The sequence below is a fragment of the Rhizobium sp. BK491 genome (assembly GCF_014194925.1).
GTDB lineage: Bacteria > Pseudomonadota > Alphaproteobacteria > Rhizobiales > Rhizobiaceae > Rhizobium.
Genome location: NZ_JACIAR010000007.1, coordinates 62053 through 82355 on the forward strand (window position 1 = coordinate 62053; position 20303 = coordinate 82355).

General features: G+C 58.7%; 17 protein-coding genes. 13 read left to right on the top strand and 4 right to left on the bottom strand.

All coding sequences use genetic code 11. From position 1 onward, the window contains the following. Positions 1-106 precede the first annotated feature (106 nt). The 11 genes from FHX05_RS25020 (at position 107) to hemN (ending at position 13871) form a co-directional block, all read left to right on the top strand. Positions 107-2041 carry a heavy metal translocating P-type ATPase gene (locus FHX05_RS25020; protein WP_183875211.1) on the top strand — a complete coding sequence of 645 codons (1935 nt, stop codon included), beginning with the start codon at positions 107-109 and terminating at the stop codon, positions 2039-2041. A gap of 141 nt (positions 2042-2182) precedes the next feature. Beyond that, positions 2183-2494 (top strand): hypothetical protein, encoded by a 312-nt coding sequence (locus FHX05_RS25025; protein ID WP_183875213.1) that lies wholly within the window; start codon positions 2183-2185, stop codon positions 2492-2494. A gap of 93 nt (positions 2495-2587) precedes the next feature. Further along, positions 2588-3292 carry a CBS domain-containing protein gene (locus FHX05_RS25030; protein WP_112606548.1) on the top strand — a complete coding sequence of 235 codons (705 nt, stop codon included), beginning with the start codon at positions 2588-2590 and terminating at the stop codon, positions 3290-3292. Positions 3293-3381: 89 nt separating this feature from the next. Then, positions 3382-4605: a divalent metal cation transporter gene (locus FHX05_RS25035; protein ID WP_348648340.1), complete on the top strand. Its 1224-nt coding sequence runs from the start codon at positions 3382-3384 to the stop codon at positions 4603-4605. 222 nt (positions 4606-4827) lie between these two features. Next, a complete protein-coding gene (locus tag FHX05_RS25040) occupies positions 4828-5541 on the top strand; it encodes a CBS domain-containing protein (RefSeq protein WP_183875216.1) in 714 nt (237 codons plus the stop codon). 485 nt (positions 5542-6026) lie between these two features. Further along, the gene (gene cydD / locus FHX05_RS25045) at positions 6027-7787 is read left to right on the top strand and encodes a thiol reductant ABC exporter subunit CydD (RefSeq protein WP_183875218.1); all 1761 of its coding nucleotides are present in this window, start codon (positions 6027-6029) and stop codon (positions 7785-7787) included. Further along, positions 7784-9472 carry a thiol reductant ABC exporter subunit CydC gene (gene cydC / locus FHX05_RS25050; RefSeq protein WP_183875220.1) on the top strand — a complete coding sequence of 563 codons (1689 nt, stop codon included), beginning with the start codon at positions 7784-7786 and terminating at the stop codon, positions 9470-9472. The genes cydD and cydC overlap by 4 nt, the downstream gene beginning before the upstream one ends. An 81-nt stretch (positions 9473-9553) precedes the next feature. Continuing rightward, the gene (locus FHX05_RS25055) at positions 9554-11149 is read left to right on the top strand and encodes a cytochrome ubiquinol oxidase subunit I (protein WP_112606556.1); all 1596 of its coding nucleotides are present in this window, start codon (positions 9554-9556) and stop codon (positions 11147-11149) included. Positions 11150-11154: 5 nt separating this feature from the next. Next, positions 11155-12309, top strand: a complete 1155-nt coding sequence (cydB, locus tag FHX05_RS25060; protein ID WP_183875222.1) for a cytochrome d ubiquinol oxidase subunit II — start codon at positions 11155-11157, stop codon at positions 12307-12309. A 22-nt stretch (positions 12310-12331) separates the two neighbouring features. Continuing rightward, positions 12332-12445 carry a cytochrome bd-I oxidase subunit CydX gene (gene cydX / locus FHX05_RS25065; protein ID WP_112338802.1) on the top strand — a complete coding sequence of 38 codons (114 nt, stop codon included), beginning with the start codon at positions 12332-12334 and terminating at the stop codon, positions 12443-12445. Positions 12446-12524: 79 nt separating this feature from the next. Then, positions 12525-13871 carry an oxygen-independent coproporphyrinogen III oxidase gene (hemN, locus tag FHX05_RS25070; RefSeq protein WP_348648341.1) on the top strand — a complete coding sequence of 449 codons (1347 nt, stop codon included), beginning with the start codon at positions 12525-12527 and terminating at the stop codon, positions 13869-13871. 9 nt (positions 13872-13880) lie between these two features. On the opposite strand, the gene FHX05_RS25075 is transcribed toward hemN, so the two are convergent. Then, positions 13881-15800, bottom strand: coding sequence for a PAS domain-containing sensor histidine kinase (locus tag FHX05_RS25075; RefSeq protein ID WP_183875227.1), 1920 nt, complete (start codon positions 15798-15800; stop codon positions 13881-13883). Between the two features lie 21 nt (positions 15801-15821). Further along, the gene (locus tag FHX05_RS25080) at positions 15822-16580 is read right to left on the bottom strand and encodes a helix-turn-helix domain-containing protein (protein WP_183712524.1); all 759 of its coding nucleotides are present in this window, start codon (positions 16578-16580) and stop codon (positions 15822-15824) included. A 142-nt stretch (positions 16581-16722) separates the two neighbouring features. Here FHX05_RS25080 and FHX05_RS25085 point away from each other — a divergent pair, with 142 nt between their 5' ends. After that, positions 16723-17448: a response regulator gene (locus tag FHX05_RS25085; protein WP_112606566.1), complete on the top strand. Its 726-nt coding sequence runs from the start codon at positions 16723-16725 to the stop codon at positions 17446-17448. 27 nt (positions 17449-17475) lie between these two features. On the opposite strand, the gene FHX05_RS25090 is transcribed toward FHX05_RS25085, so the two are convergent. Further along, complete coding sequence (locus FHX05_RS25090) at positions 17476-17916, bottom strand: hypothetical protein (RefSeq protein ID WP_112606568.1); 441 nt, start codon at positions 17914-17916, stop codon at positions 17476-17478. 72 nt (positions 17917-17988) lie between these two features. Beyond that, complete coding sequence (locus FHX05_RS25095) at positions 17989-18822, bottom strand: universal stress protein (RefSeq protein ID WP_183875229.1); 834 nt, start codon at positions 18820-18822, stop codon at positions 17989-17991. Positions 18823-19096: 274 nt separating this feature from the next. Between FHX05_RS25095 and FHX05_RS25100 the strand changes: the two genes are divergently transcribed. Further along, the gene (locus FHX05_RS25100; protein WP_183875231.1) at positions 19097-20281 is read left to right on the top strand and encodes an acetate/propionate family kinase; all 1185 of its coding nucleotides are present in this window, start codon (positions 19097-19099) and stop codon (positions 20279-20281) included. Positions 20282-20303: the final 22 nt, after the last annotated feature.

Here is a 20303-nt window from a genome sequence, read left to right on the forward strand (position 1 = left end):
ACGAGCCGCATTGAGGCGGATCAATGCCTGTTCGATGGAAACGGTTCTAATCAGCTGATCGAGAGCAATAGCATATCGGATACAAACTCAGCCACCGGAGCCAATCATGGCATTCTCCAGCGTGACCAGCACGGTAGTTTTCCTGCTAAAAACCAGTGGATCATCTTTGGTGCTGATTGCAGCATCCGGGCTTTTGGCAGGCATTACCTTCGTATTGATCGACAACGTCGCGCTTGCCTCCCTTGTCTGGGCACTCGCCACCTTGCCGATCCTGGGCGCGTTGTTGCTGCAGACCTTCCGTTCCTTGCGTCACGGCGATTTCGGGTTGGATATCGTCGCCGCCCTGTCAATGGCGTTCGCCCTTTCCTTTGGCGAAAGCCTCGCAGCCAACGTCGTCGCGCTGATGTATGCAGGTGGACAGATGCTGGAGGGATATGCGTCCGGCCGCGCTGCCCGTGAGATGACGCTACTGATGGGACGAGTGGCACGAACTGCATTTCGCTATATTGGCGATCGGTTGGAACTAACTCCTATCGAGAAGATAGTTGTTGGCGATCACATCATGATCCGCCATGGCGAAGTGCTGCCCGTCGATGGTGTTCTTCTGTCTCCCCGCGCTATTCTCGATGAGTCTGCGTTAACGGGAGAACCACTCCCTGTGGATCATCGGGCTGGTGAAGAGGTGTTAAGCGGCAGCGCATCGATCGGCCCCGTCTTTACTGTCAGGGCGCTTCGCCCCGCCTCTGAGAGCACATATGCTGCGGTTGTACGCCTCGTCGAGACGGCACAGAAGAGCAAGGCGCCGATGGCGCGTCTCGCTGACCGCTATGGCCTGGCATTTTTGCTTATGACGGTAGCGATAGCGTTGACGGCCTGGCTGCTGTCCGACGATCCGCGACGTGCTCTTGCCGTTCTCGTCATCGCCACGCCCTGCCCGCTTATCCTGGCCGTACCGGTCGCGCTCATGTCGGGTATCTCGCGCTGTGCCTCGATAGGATGCCTGGTGAAAGACGGTAGCGCCCTTGAAGCCTTAAGCCGCGTACGGGTTGCCGTCCTCGACAAGACCGGTACACTCACACACGGCAAGCCCGAAATCGTGGCAGTCGGCTGCAGCGCTTGGATCGATAAGGACGAGTTGTTGCGTCTTGCCGCTTCGTTGGATCAAGCATCGAGCCACGTCATGGCTGCCGCTTTGATCGCGGGAGCGCAGGAACGCAATCTGCGGCTCTCGCCACCAACCAATGTCGAGGAAGTTGGTGGAAGCGGGCTTGAAGGAATGGTCGACGGACGCCGCGTCGTGATCGGTGGTAGCCGCTTTGTGAAAAGCCGAAGTTTTCGAAACGCTTCCCAAGTCTTCGAAAATCATCACCGATCTGGTGAAGCTGCGGTGACAGTCGCAATCGACGGCCTTGTCGCGGGAAATATCATCATGGCCGATCCAGTGCGCGCGGAGGCGATCAGCGTTCTGCAGCGATTGCGCAGTGCCGGAATTGCGAAAATCGTTCTTGCCTCCGGCGATCGCCTGGATGTTGCCTCGCATGTCGGCAACATCCTCGGCATCGAACAGGTGCTCGGCGAACAGACGCCGGCTTCAAAAGTGGAGGCCGTTATCGCGGCTAAAAGCTTCGGTCCGGTGATGATGGTGGGTGACGGCGTCAACGATGCACCGGCACTTGCGGCGGCCGACGTAGGTGTTGCATTAGGCGCGCGCGGGGCAGCGGCCTCTTCGGAAGCGGCAAACATCGTACTGCTCGTGGACCGGCTCGATCCTTTGGCAACCGCCCTGGTTGTCGCCCGCCGGGCCGTTGCGATCGCTCGCCAGAGCGTGGTTGCGGGACTTGGCCTTTCAGTTGCCGGCATGATCGCCGCAGCATTCGGCTATCTGCCGCCGCTGCACGGCGCTTTGCTTCAGGAAGTCATCGATGTCGCAGTTATCCTGAATGCATTGCGTGCCCTTGGGCCGTCCAAATCGGAGGGCGGCCCATACAGCCAGTTCGGGAATATAGCGACCAGACCTGCCTCCAAGACGCAATTATCCTGAAGCGCAGATCGCCGGATCACATCACCACGTCGCTCTGCGTCTGGTCGGGAAGATCCTTTCCCTCATTGATTCTGATCAATGCCGCAGCAGCGAATATCCGCAGACTGCTTTCTGCAACCAAACCCATGAAGGAACAAACCAATGCTGAGAGCCAAACGCGACAGCCTGGGCGGTGCAGCCTCTAAAGCCATTCCTTCTCTCGGCGAGGTGGAAGGCCGCATGATGGTTCTTGAACTCATCGCGCTGACGGCGCTCACCCGTCTGATACGTCTTCACGACATCGGCGAGAGAGCAGATCTCATCAACGCAATGCGGCACGCCATCGATCGCAAATGCCATGACGCCAGACTGTGTGGAACCGACACGAAGTCCGCTGAGGAATATGCGGAAGAATTGCTGGCGTCGGCCCAAGAGCAGGCGATCGTTCTGGAATCAATCCGAAACGATGCCTGAGGACGGCATCGCGCGGCTTCTGGCGTGCCTGCGATTCTATGGGCGCCGCGCAATAGCGGGAATAACCAACGCAAGTGAAGATGGAGAGCTGTCGTGCAAGCCAAAGACATCATGACACGGAATGTCATCACAGCCACGCCGACGATGAGCGTCCGAAACGCGGCGCTGCTCTTGCGCGCCAATGATATCAGCGGTCTTCCTGTGATTGACGACGATGGCGCGGTCTGCGGCATCCTGACCGAAGGGGATCTCATGCGACGCGTCGGCGACAATTGGGCGTCGTCGGCCAAAGACGTGTTCGAGCAAGATGATCGGCATGGTTTGAACACTTACATTCAAATCTACGGCTGGTCGGTTGGCGAGGCGATGCACCGCGAGGTTATCAGCGTAACTCCCGAAACGGATGTAGGGCGGATTGGTAACCTGATGCTGTCCCACAAAATCAAGCGAGTTCCGGTCATTAGCAACCGTCGTCTTGTCGGTATTGTCAGTCGATGCGATTTGATCAATCTGGTCATCGACGCGCCTGGTCGACACGTCGCTAAGGGCGATGACGCCATAAAGCTCGCCATCAAGACCCGGCTGGCCGCAGATCTTGGAATTGGTAGCAACAAGGTCGACGTCATCGTCAAAGACGGCCAGGTACAAGTACAGGGATTCCTCGAGTCCAATATCCAACAAAACGCGATCCGAACGCTTGTGGAGGGAATTCGAGGAATCAATGGATATGTCGATCGGACAACGCTCCTGCCTTCGGACACCGTCAGCGTTTCAACGACGCGAGACCGTGGCCAATGAGTCAGGAACTCGTCACAATTGGACAATCCTCGTGGCGATCGCGATTGTCGGGTCGTCTTGCTTGCCTGCGACAACACCCACTCGCGAGCGTGGGTCCAGGCCTGATCACCGGCGTCGCCGACGATGATCCGAGCGGCATCGCCACTTACTCCCAGGCGGGAGCGCAATTCGGCCTGAACATGCTCTGGACAATGCCGGTGTCATTTCCAATGATGGCGGTCGTCCAAGCGACCTGTGCACGGATCGGACGTGTGACCGGACAGGGCCTGGCGGCGAACATAAAGACCGCATTTCCACCGGTGGTCCTCTACGCCGTCGTTTTCTCGCTCCTGATCGCCAATATTCTGAATATCGCCGCCGATGTTGCCGCGATGGGCGAGGTCGCGGAGCTGGTGACAGGCTTCAACCGGCACCTGATGACAATGTTGTTCGTCTTTGGGACGCTCGCGCTTCAGGTCTTCATCCCGTATCACCGCTATGTCGCGTTCCTGAAGTGGCTGACGATTTCGCTCCTGGCCTATGCTGCGGTCCTCTTCACCGTCCATATCGACTGGCAGCAAGTTGCCTTGAGGACGATATGGCCGACGATCACTCCAACACCGACCTATGCTGCGGTCGTCGTCGGCGTCTTTGGGACTACGATCAGTCCTTACCTCTTCTTCTGGCAGGCATCGGAAGAGGTGGAGGATATGAATGCCGTTCCCGATTCAATGCCTTTGTCCAGAGACAGTGCGAGAGCTCCCAAGGAACTTCGCCGTATTGGCTGGGATACATGGAGTGGCATGCTCTACTCCAATCTCACGGCTTTCTTCATCATATTGGCGACCGCCGTGACGCTCAATGTCGCCGGCATCACGCAGATCGACACGGCCGCGCAAGCAGCAAGCGCACTGCGGCCGCTGGCCGGACCCTTTGCCGCACTTATCTTCGCGCTCGGAATTCTAGGCGTCGGTCTCATCGGCGTGCCCGTTCTCGCCGGCTCCGCCGGCTATGCACTTGCCGAGGCCATGGGATGGAAATTCGGCCTGGAGCGCAGTCCAAATGACGCTCGGGGTTTTTACAGCGTAATCGCCATAAGTGTGTTGCTGGCGCTGATCATTCAGTATTCGCCGATCACCCCGATGAACGCATTGTTCTGGAGCGCTGTTATAAATGGTTTGCTCGCAGTCCCGCTGATTGCCGTCATTCTGTTGCTGGCGTCAAACCGCAAGATCATGGGTCCATACACGATCGGGAAAGGGGCCGCATGCATCGGCTGGGCCACGGTCGCGTTGATGGCGGTCGCAGCCGGGATGATGTTCGTTCCACAGTAGCCTTCTAGTGAAACTCTCTAGCTTTGGCCGACTGAAGTTGCCGGGCATCTTTCAAACAGGCGGTCCATTGTCCCACGAAACGGCTTGTCGATGATCGCAATCAGCCTGGCTCATTTGATGTCGATCAAAGCATGGCAGTCGTGTGGTCTGTAACCTTCTCGGCATGGAACAACCCAACCCCCTATCGGCGCCACAAACCAAACCCATCGCCGGGAGACGACCATGCTCATTCAAGAAATCATGAACGCACCAGCTATCACCGTAAGTCCCAAAACATCTGTCGTGGATGCGGCGACAATAATGCTCGACCGTCACGTCAGCGGTCTTCCAGTCGTTGATGCCGGCGGAAACATTGTCGGCATTGTCAGCGAAGGCGATTTCCTTCGCCGCTCGGAATTGCAGACGGAGCGCAAGCGATCCTGGCTGCTCGAGTTTCTGACCAGCCCCGGCAAGCTTGCTGATGAGTATGTTCTTTCACATGGCCGCAACGTTGAAGAAGTGATGACGTCGGAGGTTGTCACTATTGCTCCCAATGCCACGCTCACCGTTGTCGTCGACCTGATGGAAAAGCATGGGATCAAGCGCTTGCCTGTCGTCGTCCAAGGCAAAGTGATCGGGATGGTCTGCCGATCAGACCTGTTGCGGGCGCTGGCGAACATGCTGCCAAAGAAGAAGGTTCAGGCCAGCGACGATCAGATCGCCGAGGCGGTCATTGCCGAGCTCGCCCATCAGAGCTGGAGCCAAAATGGCTTCATAAAAGTCAGCGTTCAGAACGGCGTTGTCGAATTGTCCGGCACTATCTTCGACGAAAGAGAGCGACTGGCAGCCAAGGTTGCAGCGGAGAATGTGCCTGGCGTCAAGTCCGTTACCGACCAGATCACATGGATCGATCCCTATCTCGGTGTTGCCATGCCAGCGCCGAGTGAAGCGGTCTGAACAACGCAATCGCCGTAGGCGCAAGAAACGACGATATGGCGGGGCGGCGAACGACTGGCTCGATGCCCCGTTTTGACCGCCATCTGGATTCCTCAGACAGCCCAAAACTAGCTGCTGGCGACGACCGAGCTTTTCCCGCACTGGCGGAGACCCTGCCTGGCAAGACCCGTCTCTCATAGCTTCTCGAAGTTGACCTAGGTCAAAGCTGAAGCGTCACAGGCAGATTACTAAACGTCGAGTTCACCGTGCAGACAGTCCAGACCAACCCAAAAATCTGGCACCGAATGAAGTGAATTTAGAATTGCCTAATGAAGTGCATTTAGAATTGTCTAAAGTCACTGAAGCGACGGAAATCATCATGAGCCTTGCGCCTGTCGTCCAATCTTCCCCCACTCATCTCGGGCTTGTCGAGGTAGCGAAGACGCGCGTCGTTTGCTCGGTCGCAAGCCCATGACCGCCAACCCCATCGACAAGAGGCAGGCACGATGACCACCGCATTCTTCGATACGGGATCGGAAGTCAGACGAGAAGCGGAGACCGACGTCACCGACAGCTCAATCCAACCGTCTTCCCCAAAAGACCGGTCGCCAAGAACAATGCGCGCCAAATTGTCACCTGCCGCTCTGGTGCAAACGCTGGCGTCACTCCTGTGGATTCCCCAAGCAGCCTTGCTTGCCAGTGGAATAGGCGTGATCGCTGACAGACATGGCACAACGGCAACGGCGATACCGGCGCTGTTCGTCTTCCTCCTTGGCGCCTTGCGTGCCGGACTGGATTCCTTGGGCGGACGTTTGGCCTTTCAAGCCGCGCGCGCAGAACTGAGCCGGCGGCGCGAGATTGCCGCTACAGCACTCGCCGCCCGATCGCCACTAGACAGCGATCGTCCAGCGTCCGGTTTTGCCGCAAGCCTCATCGCCGAGCAGGCTGAAACCATCGTGCCCTATCTCGCTCGCTTTCGACCGGCACGGCTGAAAGCAAGTGCCGTCCCACTGGTCATCCTCATCTGCATTGCACCGGTCTCCTGGCTTGCAGCCCTCATCCTGCTCTTTACGGCGCCACTGATCCCCATGTTCATGGCCTTGATCGGCTGGCAAGCCAAGGCTGCAAGCGAAAAGCAACTGGCCGAGACCGGCGGGCTCAATGCTTTTCTCCTCGACCGGCTGCGCGGCCTTGCCACTATTCGCGCGCTCGGCGCCGTCGATCGCACCGCCTTGCGACTGCGGGCTGATGCAGAACAGCTCAAGATGCGAACCATGGCTGTGCTCAAGATAGCCTTTCTATCCTCGGCAGTCTTGGAGTTGTTCGCCGCACTGGGCGTTGCGGCAATGGCCGTCTATGTCGGCTTCAATCTGCTCGGCGCAATCGATGTCGGCACATGGTCCGGGAGATTGAGCCTGACGCAAGGTCTGTTCATTCTCCTGTTGGCTCCGAGCTTCTTCGAGCCTCTGCGAGAACTATCGGCAGTCTGGCACGACCGGGCAGCCGGAGAGGCAGCCCTGGACGCTCTCGATGCACTATCCAGCACCGGCATGACGTTGCCGGGCTGGCGCGATGAAAGGGTGGCGGAAACCAGCCGTGATCGTACGTTGCCGTCAATCGATGTCGATCGGCTCTGCTTCCGGCACGGGCGCGGACAAATGCCTGTTTTCGACGGTTTCGGCCTGGCGATCGCAGCCGGTGAGCATGTAGCTCTCCTGGGAGAAAGCGGTGCGGGCAAGACGACCATGTTGTCGTTGATTGCTGGTCTTGTTTGTTCAGAGAGTGGCATGATCCATGTCGGCGGGCAGCGACTTAATGATATTTCCGCGTTCGCACTGCGACGGCGCATGGCCTGGATCGGTCAACGGCCGCATATTTTTGCCGGCACGATGACCAGCAACATCACGCTCGGCCGACCCGAAGTCAGCCCGCGCGCGGTACAACAAGCGATTGACCTTGCCCATCTGCGGCGAACTGTGACCCAGCACGGCGCCATGTCCATCGGCGAAGGCGGGGCAGGCCTGTCCGGCGGCGAAGCGCTCAGATTGGCGATTGCCCGTGCCGCCGCAACCCCGCATGTCGACATCATCCTCGCAGACGAGCCGACCGCGCATCTCGACACCGAAACCGCACGTGAAGTCACCGATGCATTGTTGGCAATCGCCCGCGGACGGACACTCGTTGTTGCCACACATGACCCGGTTCTGGCTGCAAGGATGGGCCGGATCATCCATATCGACGCATCGGTCCGGGAGGAAGCGGCATGACGTCGATAGTCTCCGCTCTTTACCCCATCTGTCGGCTTTTCCTGGCAGCGCGCGGCCGCGCATTACTGCTCGGCACCCTCTTGTCGGCCTTGACCGTGTGCGCCGGCATCGCACTCCTCGGTCTGTCGGGCTGGTTCATCACGGCCGCCTCACTCGCTGGCCTCACCGCGACAGCCATCGCCTTCGATGTCTTTGCTCCATCGGCGGGCATCAGGCTGCTGGCGATCCTCCGCACCGCTGCACGCTACGGCGAACGAGTGACCACCCATGATGCCACGCTCGGCATGCTCGCTGCGCTGCGCGAAAATCTGTTTCGCGGCTGGGCGGCACCCAGTGCGGCAACGATGTTGATGCGCAGGCCAGCCAAGTTGCTTTTCCGGCTGACGGCGGATGTCGATGCGCTCGATTCCCTCTATTTGCGCGTCCTTGTGCCGGCCGCCATCGCTATTGTCTCAGGCCTGGCGGTCAGCATCGCACTGATGCTGCTGTCGGTTCCGTTCGGTCTGCTCGCCGGCCTATGGCTTCTCGCTGCCGGTCTCGGCATTCCAATCATTGCGGGGCGCTTGGCGCTGAAACCGGCGCGGCAACGCGCTCATGCGATCGAGGCACTACGCTCGCGTACTGTCGATCTCGTCGCCGGACAGACCGAACTCGTCATGGCCGGCAGACTGCAGGCGCAATGCACAGCGATCGCTGCCGCTGATCGCCGTCTGGCCGAGGCAGACGACAGACTGAACCGGATCGAAAGCGGAGTTACGGTGAGTTTTGGCCTTGCCTCCGCAGCGCTTCTATCGGGCACTTTGCTGACGGTCACCTCGCTGGCGGAACGCGGCATTATCGATGCACCATTGGCCGCTCTCGGCCTGCTGATGGCCCTCGCGGCGCTCGAACCCTTTGCAGCGCTGCGCCGTGGGGCGCTGGAACTCGGCCGTACCGTGCTTGCCGCCCGCCGCCTTTCACCTCGTCTGGTACAGACTGCTCATCCCTCCGCACATCTGACGCCGCCAGACGGCCTGGCCGTCCGAGTCTCCGGCGTCTCCGCCCGATATGACGGAGCAGCGGTGGCTTCGCTTGAAGACATCACGCTTTCGCTGGCACTGGGCGAGCATCTCGCGGTAATCGGCCCGAGCGGAGCCGGAAAGTCGACCCTGCTTGCCGTCCTCGCCGGTGAACTCGCGATCGAACGCGGCGTGGTCGAGACCGCTCCGGCCACGATGCTCACCCAGCGCACGGAGCTGTTCCAAGACAGTCTACGGGATAACTTACGTCTTGCCGCGCCGGATGCTGACGACGAGATGCTCTATATGGCGCTTTCGGATGCCGGCCTCCTGGAAAACGTACTGTCCCAGCCGAATGGCCTCGACACCCGCCTCGGCGAAGGCGGTCTTGGTCTGTCTGGCGGACAATCCCGTCGCCTGGCGCTTGCCCGCCTGTTCCTGCGCGGTACCAAACTCTGGCTGCTCGACGAGCCGACCGAAGGTCTGGACCGCGAAACCGGACGGGATGTCATGCGGCGCCTTGCCGATAGCGGCTGCGGCCGGTCGCTGGTCATCGCCACACATATCCGTCGCGAAGCCGAGATCGCCGATCGGATCGTCGTTCTCGACGAGGGCCGCATCGTCGCGACCGCGCGGCGGGGAGAAACCGAATTTGATGCAGAGCTCACCCGGCTGAGGCAGGACTGAGACATCTGACCGATCAATCATAGCCAAGGCCGTTCAAGGCTGCGGTGCATCAACCACCTTTTGGAGCGTGGGAGAAAGACTATGGAACTCGATATCGTGGCGCTATCACGCCTACAGTTCGCCATGACAGCGCTGTATCACTTCTTATTTGTACCATTGACGCTCGGCCTTTCCGTGCTGCTTGCCATCATGGAGACGACCTATGTCATGACCGGCCGCCAGATCTGGCGGCAGATGACGAAATTCTGGGGGACGCTCTTCGGCATCAACTTCGTGCTCGGCGTCGCCACCGGCATCGTGATGGAATTCCAGTTCGGCATGAACTGGAGCTACTACAGCTATTATGTCGGCGATATTTTTGGCGCGCCGCTGGCGATCGAAGGATTGATGGCCTTCTTCCTCGAGGCGACTTTCGTCGGTCTGTTCTTCTTCGGCTGGGACAAGCTGTCCAAGGTCGGCCACTTGGTCGCCACCTGGGCGGTTGCGCTGGGATCGAACTTCTCGGCGCTGTGGATCCTGATCGCCAATGGCTGGATGCAGAACCCGGCAGGCTCGGCGCTCAATCCGCAAACCATGCGCATGGAGATCGTCAGTTTCTTCGATGTCGTCTTCAATCCGGTGGCGCAGGCGAAATTCGTTCACACCGTCTCGGCCGGCTATGTCTGTGCCTCGATCTTCGTGCTGGGTGTTTCGGCCTGGTATCTTGTCAATGGCCGCAGCGTCGAGCTTGCAAAGCGCTCGATGACGGTTGCCGCGTCTTTCGGTCTCGCTTCTGCTTTGTCGGTCGTCGTGCTGGGTGACGAGAGCGGTTATCTCACGACCGAGCATCAGAAGATGAAGCTCGCGGCGATCGAAGCCATGTGGAAGACCGAACCGGCGCCGGCCGCCTTCACCGCCTTCGGCTTTCCAGATCAAGAGGCTCGCGAGACCCACTATGCCATTCACATTCCATGGGCCATGGGCCTGATCGGCACGCGATCGCTGACGACGGAAATCCCTGGCATCGACAAGCTCGAGGAGCAAGCCAAGAACCATATTCGCGAGGGCATCAAGGCCTATGATGCGCTGATGAAGATCCGCGCTGCCAAGCCGGCAACGCCCGGAGGAGTCTCACAGGATGTGGCCACTGCCCGCACCTCCTTCGAGGATATCGGCCACGAGCTCGGCTATGCTCTGCTGCTCAAGCGCTATGTCGACGATCCACGCCAGGCAACGGAGGAGCAAATCGCCCAGGCCGCTCGCGACACCATTCCGAATGTGCCGACGCTCTTCTGGTCCTTCCGCATCATGGTCGGCCTCGGGATGTTCTTCATCCTGCTGATGATGGTCTTCTTCTGGCTCTCGGCACGGCGGAAACTCGATCGATATCCGTTGCTATTGAGGATCGCCGTCTTCGCCATTCCGCTGCCCTGGGTCGCGATCGAGCTTGGCTGGGTGGTTGCGGAATTCGGCCGCCAACCCTGGGTTATCGAAGGCGTTTTGCCAACCGCCGCTGCCGTTTCCAATCTTGGAGCCGTTAGCGTCCTGATCACGTTGCTTGGTTTTGCGGCGATCTACACGGCGCTGATCGTTATCGAAATGAGTCTGATGGTGAAAGCCATTCGCAAAGGCCCGCAACTGGGCGACGAGCCAGAAGCCGGCCTCACCTCCAAAACTCTCATTCCTGCTGCGGAGTAACCACCATGATCCTTCATGAGTTGATCGATTACGAAACCCTGCGCATCATCTGGTGGCTGCTTCTCGGCGTCCTTTTGATCGGCTTTGCCGTCACCGACGGTTTCGACCTCGGCGTCGGCGCGCTGCTGCCATTCGTCGCAAAGACCGATACGGAGCGGCGCATCGCCATCAATTCCGTCGGCCCGACATGGGAGGGCAACCAGGTCTGGCTACTGCTTGGCGGCGGCGCGATCTTCGCCGCCTGGCCGCCGCTTTACGCGGTCTCCTTCTCCGGTTTCTATCTTGCGATGTTCGCAATCCTATTCGCGCTCATCCTCAGGCCGGTGGCGTTCAAATACCGGTCCAAGCGCGAGAGCGCCCGCTGGAAGGCAGGCTGGGATTGGGCGCTGTTTATCGGCGGCTTCGTTCCCTCGCTGATCTTCGGGGTTGCGGTCGGCAACGTGCTGCAAGGCGTACCCTTCCGCTTCGATAATGATATGCGGATCTATTATGAAGGCTCGTTCTTCGGCCTGCTCAATCCCTATGCCTTACTCTGCGGCCTTCTCTCCGTCGCCATGCTCGCCATGCATGGTGCGGCATGGCTGCAGCTCAAAACCAGCGGCGTTGTCGCGGAACGCGCACGCAGCTATGGCAGTCTGGCGGCACTTGCGACGATCGTGCTTTTTGCCCTTGGCGGCCTTGCTCTCTGGTACGGCGTCGACGGTTATCGCATTACCAGCCAGATCGATCCCATCGGTCCGTCCAATCCGCTGTTGAAGACGGTCGATCACGGCACTGGTGCCTGGTTTGCAAATTACGGCAACCATCCGTGGATGATGGCCGCTCCGATCTTCGGCTTCATTGGTGCCATCGCTACGCTGCTGTCGATGACTGCTCGCCGTGAAGTGGCGCCACTGCTCTTCAGCAAGCTCGCCATCTTCGGCATCATCTCGACGGTCGGCGTCTCGATGTTCCCCTTCATCCTGCCTTCTTCGCTCGACGTCCGCTCCAGCCTCACGGTCTGGGACGCGTCCTCAAGCCATATGACGCTGTTCGTCATGCTGATCGCAGTGCTGATCTTCCTGCCGATCGTGCTTGCCTACACCGCATGGGTCTATCGCGTGCTCTGGGGCAAGGTCGACGAGAAGACGGTCAACGACAAGAACGGTCACGCCTACTAAATCCCATACAAGGAGAAAGAACATGTGGTATTTCGCCTGGCTTCTCGGCTTCCCGCTTGCAGCCGCCTTCGCCGTCCTCAACGCGATGTGGTACGAACTCGTTGACGACAATACCGAGAAGAACAAGCGCGGATAGTGCCCCGGCGGCCGGGGACATCGCCCGGCCCATGCCCACCCAATCGATCCCTCTGCCCGATCAATTGAAAGACCCTCCCGTGTTCACAAGTTCGCTTGCCCGTTACGCTCAACCTGTGCCACGATACACCAGCTATCCCACGGCGCCGCATTTTCACGGTGGCATTGACGGCATGTGCTATGCCAGATGGCTTGGCGAGACGGATCCACATAAACCCGTCTCGCTTTACTTGCATGTGCCCTTTTGCGATCAGCTCTGCTGGTTTTGCGGCTGTCATACCAAGCAGGTACGACGCTACGATCCCGTTGCCGATTATCTGGACGCGCTTGGGGCGGAGATCGCACTTGCAGCGCGGACCCTTCCGGGTCGGCGGCATGTGAGCGCCGTCCACTTCGGTGGCGGCTCGCCGACCGTGATCGAACCTGACGACATCGACAGTCTTCGTGCGAAACTCGATGATGCTTTCGACCTGGATTTGGATTGTGAGATCAGCGTCGAGATCGACCCGCGCAATGTTGACCACGATAAACTCGAAGCTTGGCACCGCTTTGGCATCACGCGTGCAAGCCTGGGCGTCCAGGATTTCGATCCCCACGTTCAAAGGGCAATCAATCGGCGACAAAGTTTCGAGCAGACACAAGCCGTCGTGGGAGCCCTGCGCAACACCGGCATCGGCTCAATCAATCTCGATATTCTCTACGGTCTGCCGCTGCAGACAACGGAGACGCTGCGACGGACTATCGATCTTGCCGTGTCGATGCGGCCAAATCGTATTGCGCTCTTCGGCTATGCGCATGTTCCCTGGGTGAAAAAACACCAAAGCCTTATCGATCAAGACACCCTTCCCGGTCCGGCCGAGCGGTTCGACATGGCAAGCAGTGGTGCCGCTCAATTGGCGGAAGCCGGCTATATCGCACTCGGTCTCGATCATTTCGCCGACCGGGACGACAATCTTGCCGCCGCGGCCAGCGATGGAAGGATGAGACGCAATTTCCAAGGATACACCACGGACGATGCTGAGACGCTGATCGGATTCGGAGCATCTTCGATCGGTAGGCTGCCACAGGGCTATGTCCAGAACTCAGTTTCTGCTGTCGACTATATCCGCAAGGTCAGAGCCGGCGAGCTTCCCACTGTGCGCGGCTTCGCACTTTCGCTTTCCGATCGCATCATCGGCAGGTTGATCGAGAGCTTGATGTGCAATTTCTCCTTCTCGATCTCCGACCTGAAGCGAGCTTTCGGAGCCGAGGTCGATTCCCTGCTCGTCGAGGCGGCGGAAATTGCCGCTTTGGAAGGCGCCATAGTTTCCTTCGACGGAGATACGTTCTTCGTGAAGCCGGAAGGACAACCTTTCGTTCGCACGATCGCCTCCCGCTTCGATCGCTACTTGACACGTGACAAGGCGCGCCACAGCGCTGCCGTTTGAGGCAGACAATCAATCAAGGAGCTCGCGCAAGCGAACGGCCAGTTCCCGGGCCGTGTATGGCTTCTTCAGCCAACTTCCGGTCTCCGCCAACTCTCGCCCTGCAATCGTGGGCTCAGCATAGCCAGAGGTAAACAGCACCTTGATTTCAGGGCGCATGGCCCGGATTTTATGTGCGAGTTCATCCCCAGTCATGCCGCCCGGCATCACGACATCGGTAAACAGCAATGCGATGTCGTGATTCTCCTGGAAAAGAGCCAGGGCCTCGGTTCCATTGCTAGCCTCGAGGACACTATATCCGGCATCGAGAAGCCGGGAGACGGTGACGCGGCGAACACGAACATCGTCCTCGACGACGAGGATACGCTCGAAGCCTTTTGGAATAAGGTCAGGCTTCTTGTCGTCTGCATGAACTGGCTCCATTTCCGTTCGTGCCTTTTGGGCAGGCAGGAAGATGCGAACGCTCGTGCCTTGGCCGATCTCGCTGTAGAGCTGGACAAGGCCACCTGATTGCTTGGCAAAGCCATAGACCATGCTGAGGCCAAGCCCAGTGCCAGCCCCCATCCCTTTCGTCGTAAAGAACGGCTCGAAAGCGCGCTCCTTCGTCTCGCTCGACATGCCAGCACCGTTATCGGTCACGGCGATCAGCACATAGTCACCGGTGCGGACCTCGGGATACATGCGTGCGTAATCGGCATCGAGCCGCAGGCGCGAAATCTCTATCGACAAAAGGCCGCCGCGAGGCATCGCATCCCGTGCGTTGATTGCGAGATTAAGGAGAGCATTTTGCAATTGGGAGCCATCGACAAGCGCTTCGTTCGCAGAGCCGGTAATGACGGTTCGCAATTCAATCGCCTCGCCCAATGTGCGGCGCAAGAGACCGGAAAAGCCGGATACGAATCTACCGACGTCCATAGGCTTGGGATTGAGAGGCTGGCGACGACCAAAGGCAAGGAGTTGAGCGGTCAGCTTCGCTCCGTCCTCGGCGGCCGCCTGTGCCTCGGAAACCAGTGACAGCAGCTTCGTATCCTGCAGCCGCGCCTCGATCATTTCCAGGTTGCCGCTGATGACGGTCAGCAAATTGTTGAAGTCATGGGCCAGGCCGCCAGTCAATTGGCCTATGGCTTCCATCTTCTGTGATTGTCGAAGTTCCTCTTCGATCTTGTGGCGGCTTGTCAGGTCACGGACGAACCCGGTGAATATCCGTTTGCCGTTGGCGACCGCCTCGCCAACCGACAATTCCATCGGAAAGACGGTGCCGTCTTTGCGTTGCCCACTGACCACGCGGCCATAACCGATGATGCGGCGCTCGCCGGTTGTCAGATAATGCGAAAGATATCCATCATGGGCCTCGCGGTCTGGCGAGGGCATCAGCATCGAAACGTTTTTTCCATGCACATCCCCCGCCGAATATCCAAACAGTTTTTCCGCAGCGGTGCTGAAGGACGCGATAACCCCTAATTCGTCGATCACAATCATCGATTCGGGGACAGTCGCGAGAATTGACCGCAGATGAGCCTCACGCTCAGCCAAATCCGCCTGTATTTTCTTTAAGTGACTGATATCATTATTCGTTTGAACAATGACGTGTTGGTCTGGATCGACAGAGGATGCCGCGACCCAACGGCTCGTCACGACGACGGGCCTGCCATCCTTGTGCATATGCACAAGCTCCCCCTGCCAAGCAATATGCCGGGCGACCTTGCTGCGGATTTCCTCGAGAGGCTCGGGGAAAATTGTCGACAGCAATTCATGAACCACCCGGCCAATGGCCTCCTGCTGGGTCCAGCCGTAGAGCCGCTCGCATCCCGACGTCCACCTCCGGATGATTCCATCAAACGTGTGCACGACAATATTCGCGCTATCGAGGATCTGGGCGATTTCGTCCAACCTGGTTTCTGTGGCTTGCTGTCCTAACGACCGATCGTTCATCGAACTTCCATTTGCATTCGGTTAGTGGCGCCGCCGGGCATCATCCAAGGAAATGACGGGCGAATAGCGATCGTCGCATTCATCACCCTCTCCCGCCAGATGTGCAAGCATCCTGGCCTTTAAAATGCGGATGGAATGGCGACCCGCAGGGCCGACGATACCCTTGTTTGTCAACCTCGTCATGGTTCGGGAAACTGTTTCGATCGTGAGGCCCAGATAGTCGGCGATATCGAGACGAGTCATCGGAAGATCGACGACACTGCACGAGCGATCCTGTTCTCGTTTCCGCTGAAGTTGCTGCAGCAGGAAACTGCAAAGCCGTTCTTCGGCATTTTTGCAGGACAGCAACACCATTTGATCCTGGGCTGCCGCCATTTCGTCGCAGAGGCGGGCAAGAAGCAGCGGCCTCAGCTCCGGCGAGCTGCCAACCGTATCCTCAAAGGCTCTCCGGGAGAAACGGCGCAATCTCGCTGGGGTTACGGCTTCGGCGCTATAGAGATAGTGATTTCTGAGCGAAACGCCGACAAGATCGCCAGGATAGAGGAAGCCTGTGATGACGCGCCTGCCGTCCGCCATGATCTTGAAAATGCGTAGAACCCCCTCCACCAGCTCAAAGAGATGTTTTGCCTGGTCGCCTTCGAAGAACAACGTTCCGCCGGCATCCAATTGCTCCAGTGGTTGCTTCGAGAACAGTGACTGAAGACAGATCGGTTCGGCATCGAAGGCAACAACAACCTCATTGTAACTCTGAGCGCGCTCAGCGCTATTTGCCGACAACATGACAATCCCTCTCAAATGTTGTTCCGATGCCGGGTAGATTGATGCCTTCCGAGTGACAGCCGAATGTTACGCGTGTTAGAGATCGTGCAATTTTGTAACGGATTGTCACAGGTCGCAGCCCGTCTTTACCGGAACCCTTGCAATGACCCTCGATCAGCAGCGGCGTGAACATCTTCTGGTCGTGGATGACGACCCCAGAATCCGTCAGATGCTGACACGCTACTTCGAGGACGAAGGATATGTCGTCAGCACGGCATCGAACGGCCCTGAGATGCGGGCGTCCCTGCAGCAAGAGAATTTCGATATCATCCTGTTGGACTGGGTCCTGCCCGGCGGTGAGGACGGTTTGGACCTTGCCCGCGAAATCCGCGCACAGTCGGACATTCCGATCATCATGCTGACTGGTCGCGACGATGTGGTCGACAGGATCGTCGGAATTGAAGTCGGTGCAGACGACTATATCGCCAAGCCCTTTCATCTGAGAGAAGTGCATGCTCGCCTGAAGTCCATTCTTCGCCGCCGTCAGCCAGCGGCAAAAGCTCGGGAAAACGAACCTGGTGACGTGCTTCGTTTTGAAGGCTGGCAGCTCGATATCGGCAAACGGCAGCTTCTATCACCGGACAAAAACGAAATCGAATTGACCACCGGCGAATTCGACATGCTGGTTGTATTCGCGCGCCATGCCGGGCGTGTGCTCAGCCGCGACTTCCTGATGGAGGCGACGCGAGGACGGAATCTGGAGGTGTACGATCGAACGATCGATGCCCAAATCGCGCGACTGCGTAAGAAGATCGAGGCCGACCCCACGCACCCACAGCTGATAAAATCGATCCGGGGGGTTGGCTACGTCTTCACCGGCAAACTGTGATCGGCCAGTTCCGTCGCAACACAAGGTTCAGGGATCGTCGTCGCTTGAGAACATCATGAGCCCATGATCCGATCGATAGACTCGCTCCTCGTTGTGCATCTGCTCCCAATTGCCCGGATTTTGATTCCAGAATCTGATTTGGTTGCACTTGAGTTCCCTAGCCCGCGATCGAATGCTCGCAAATAGGGTTTGCGCAATGCCACGTTCATCAGCTGCACTTGCGACAATCAGAAATGTGACGTCAAGCAGCCGCCCGACGGCGGGATGATCGCAGGGCCTATAGATGCTCAGACCCTGTATGTAACCTCGTGGGTTGACCGCGGCGAGGATTTCGTCCTTGCGGTTGGCGTCGGATGCCATCCGGCGCCATGCCACCATACCAAGGCTTGGAACTGCTGCCTGGACAAGAGGATAGGCTTGCACGATCTGATCCGGCCGCAGCGCGGCAATAACATAAGTGCCAGCCATGCTTTTTCCCCTCCAAGGATGCAAAGAGCAGGCCACGCCCATTGGCGGGGCGGGGCCCTGGGCCAATTGGTGTCAGCGTGTCATCATCAGGGGAACGGGTGTCTGCTCGAGCATCGAGCGGGTCGTCCCCCCGAAGATCCACTCGCGCACCCGCGAATGCCCGTAGGCGCCCATGACGATCAGTTCGGCGCCGATGTCGATCGCATGCTGACGCAGCACGTCCGCGACAGCGCGCCCGCCGCTGGGCAGAACATCGACCGATACCCGAATTCCATGCCGTGCAAGGAATGCGGCGACATCCGCTCCCGGCTCCTCGCCGTTGCTACCGACGGTCGCGGACGGATCGACCATGGCGACACACACGTTATCGGCAGCAATCAGCTGCTCCATCGCGGCCCGCACGGCCATGCTTGCTTCGTTGCGAGAGTCCCAGGCAACCAAGACCGTTTTCGGGCGAAGAGAGGCGGCATGTCCCTTGGGCACAAGAAGGATCGGGGCCGGCGACCGAAACAGGGCTCCGTTCAAAATTTCCTGCCGCATGTCGTCATGAGCCAGAAAGCCGCCGCCGATCAGCGTCAGGTCGACATAGCGCGCCCGGTCTCCGATTTCATTCTCCGCCCATCCGTATTCGGTAAAGAGGCTGGTCACGTCGAACGAAATATCGTCAGCCTGCAGTATGGTCTTGGTAGCTGAGACCTTTCGGCGAAGATCTTCCGTCTGACGCTCGCGCTCCTCGATCCATACCGTGGACGTCACTTCGCCATATCCGCCAATCGGCGGCGCAGCGAGTGCCGTTACCAGCACGGACAAGTGAGCTTTCGCCTCCCGGCACAATTCGATTGCAGAATGCAGGTCAGCATCGTCTTGATCGACACCGATGACGCTCAAAATGGTCTTGGCTTGCATGGTCACACCTCCTGTTTGAACTCGTTGTTCGATGGGGCTGAGTTTAAGCACCAGGGCGCGCTGCGCCTTGATCTTGGTCAACACCACGGATCGAAGATCGATCGCGAGCGTCACACAGCTTGATATGGGTCAATGCAAAAGGCGGAAGCCAGCCTTAGAAGCGATGACAGTGTTCAAGCTCTCTGGATTGGGTGGAAACTCGGCGCAACATTCCATCGCAGCCGACTGTCTCGGCTTATCGTTGGGCAGCCGATTTCCAACCGAAGGAACCATCATGACTGACACCAAGTTGCTGCTCACATTCAATGCGGGCTCGTCAACGCTCAAGATCGGTTTATTCCAATGTGATGCGAACGGTGCACATCGTGTCGGCAAGGGTTTGGTCGACTTCAGCAGGCGCCCGCTGTCGCTTCATCTGACGGAGGGACCGGCAGTCTTCGACAGGTTTCTACACGCCGAAGGCGGGGAGGATCTGCGCGATGTCATCGCCGAAACATTCGAAACACTCGGCAGGCATTTCAACATGGATGCCGTGCGGGTCGTCGGTCATCGTGTCGTACATGGCGGCGAGCGGTTCGTCGGTCCCATTCGCCTCGACGAGACTAGCATCGGCGATATAGACCAGTTGACCGCGCTCGCGCCCTTGCACCAGCCTCAGGCGCTCCGCCTGATCCGTGCAGTCAAACATCTACGACCGACGCTCGCACAGACGGCCTCCTTCGATACAGCCTTCCACGCAACCCAAAGCGATCTAGTTCGCCGATTTGCCTTGCCCCGCGCACTGCACGATCAGGGGATCAAGCGCTACGGCTTTCATGGTCTCTCCCATGCTTTCATCGCCGCGGAACTACGGGTGCGCGCACCGAAGGTGGCCGCGGGTAAGGTGATTGTCGCGCATCTTGGCAGCGGTGCCAGCCTCTGTGCTCTCGATGGCGGCGAAAGTCGTGATTGCAGCATGGGGTTTTCAACGCTCGACGGCATACCGATGGCAACGCGTTGCGGCACGCTCGATCCGGGCGTGTTGCTCCATCTTCTTGGGCCGAAGGGCAGGACCCTGCGGAACCTGGAAGACATGCTCTATTATCGCTCCGGCCTGCTCGGGGTGTCTGGCATCAGCGGCGATACGCGCGATCTGCTGAAAGAAGAGCGTCCCGAGGCGCGGGAAGCAATCGACCTGTTTACCTTGCGTATTGCCGGGGAAATCGGCCGCATGACCGCAACGCTTGGCGGCCTGGACGGCATTGTTTTCACCGCCGGAATCGGCGAACATCAGCCGGAAATCCGTGCAGCGATTTGCGACCGCCTACGATGGTTGGGCGTCGCTATAGACGGCGAAGCGAACACCACCAGCGCGCCCATTATCACCACATCGGCAAGCTCCGTCACTGCATTCGTCATTCCGACGGACGAGGAACAGATCATAGCCAATGAAGCCCTGTCGGTTCTGGCAAGCGAGTGATCCAGATCAACAGCCCATCGCC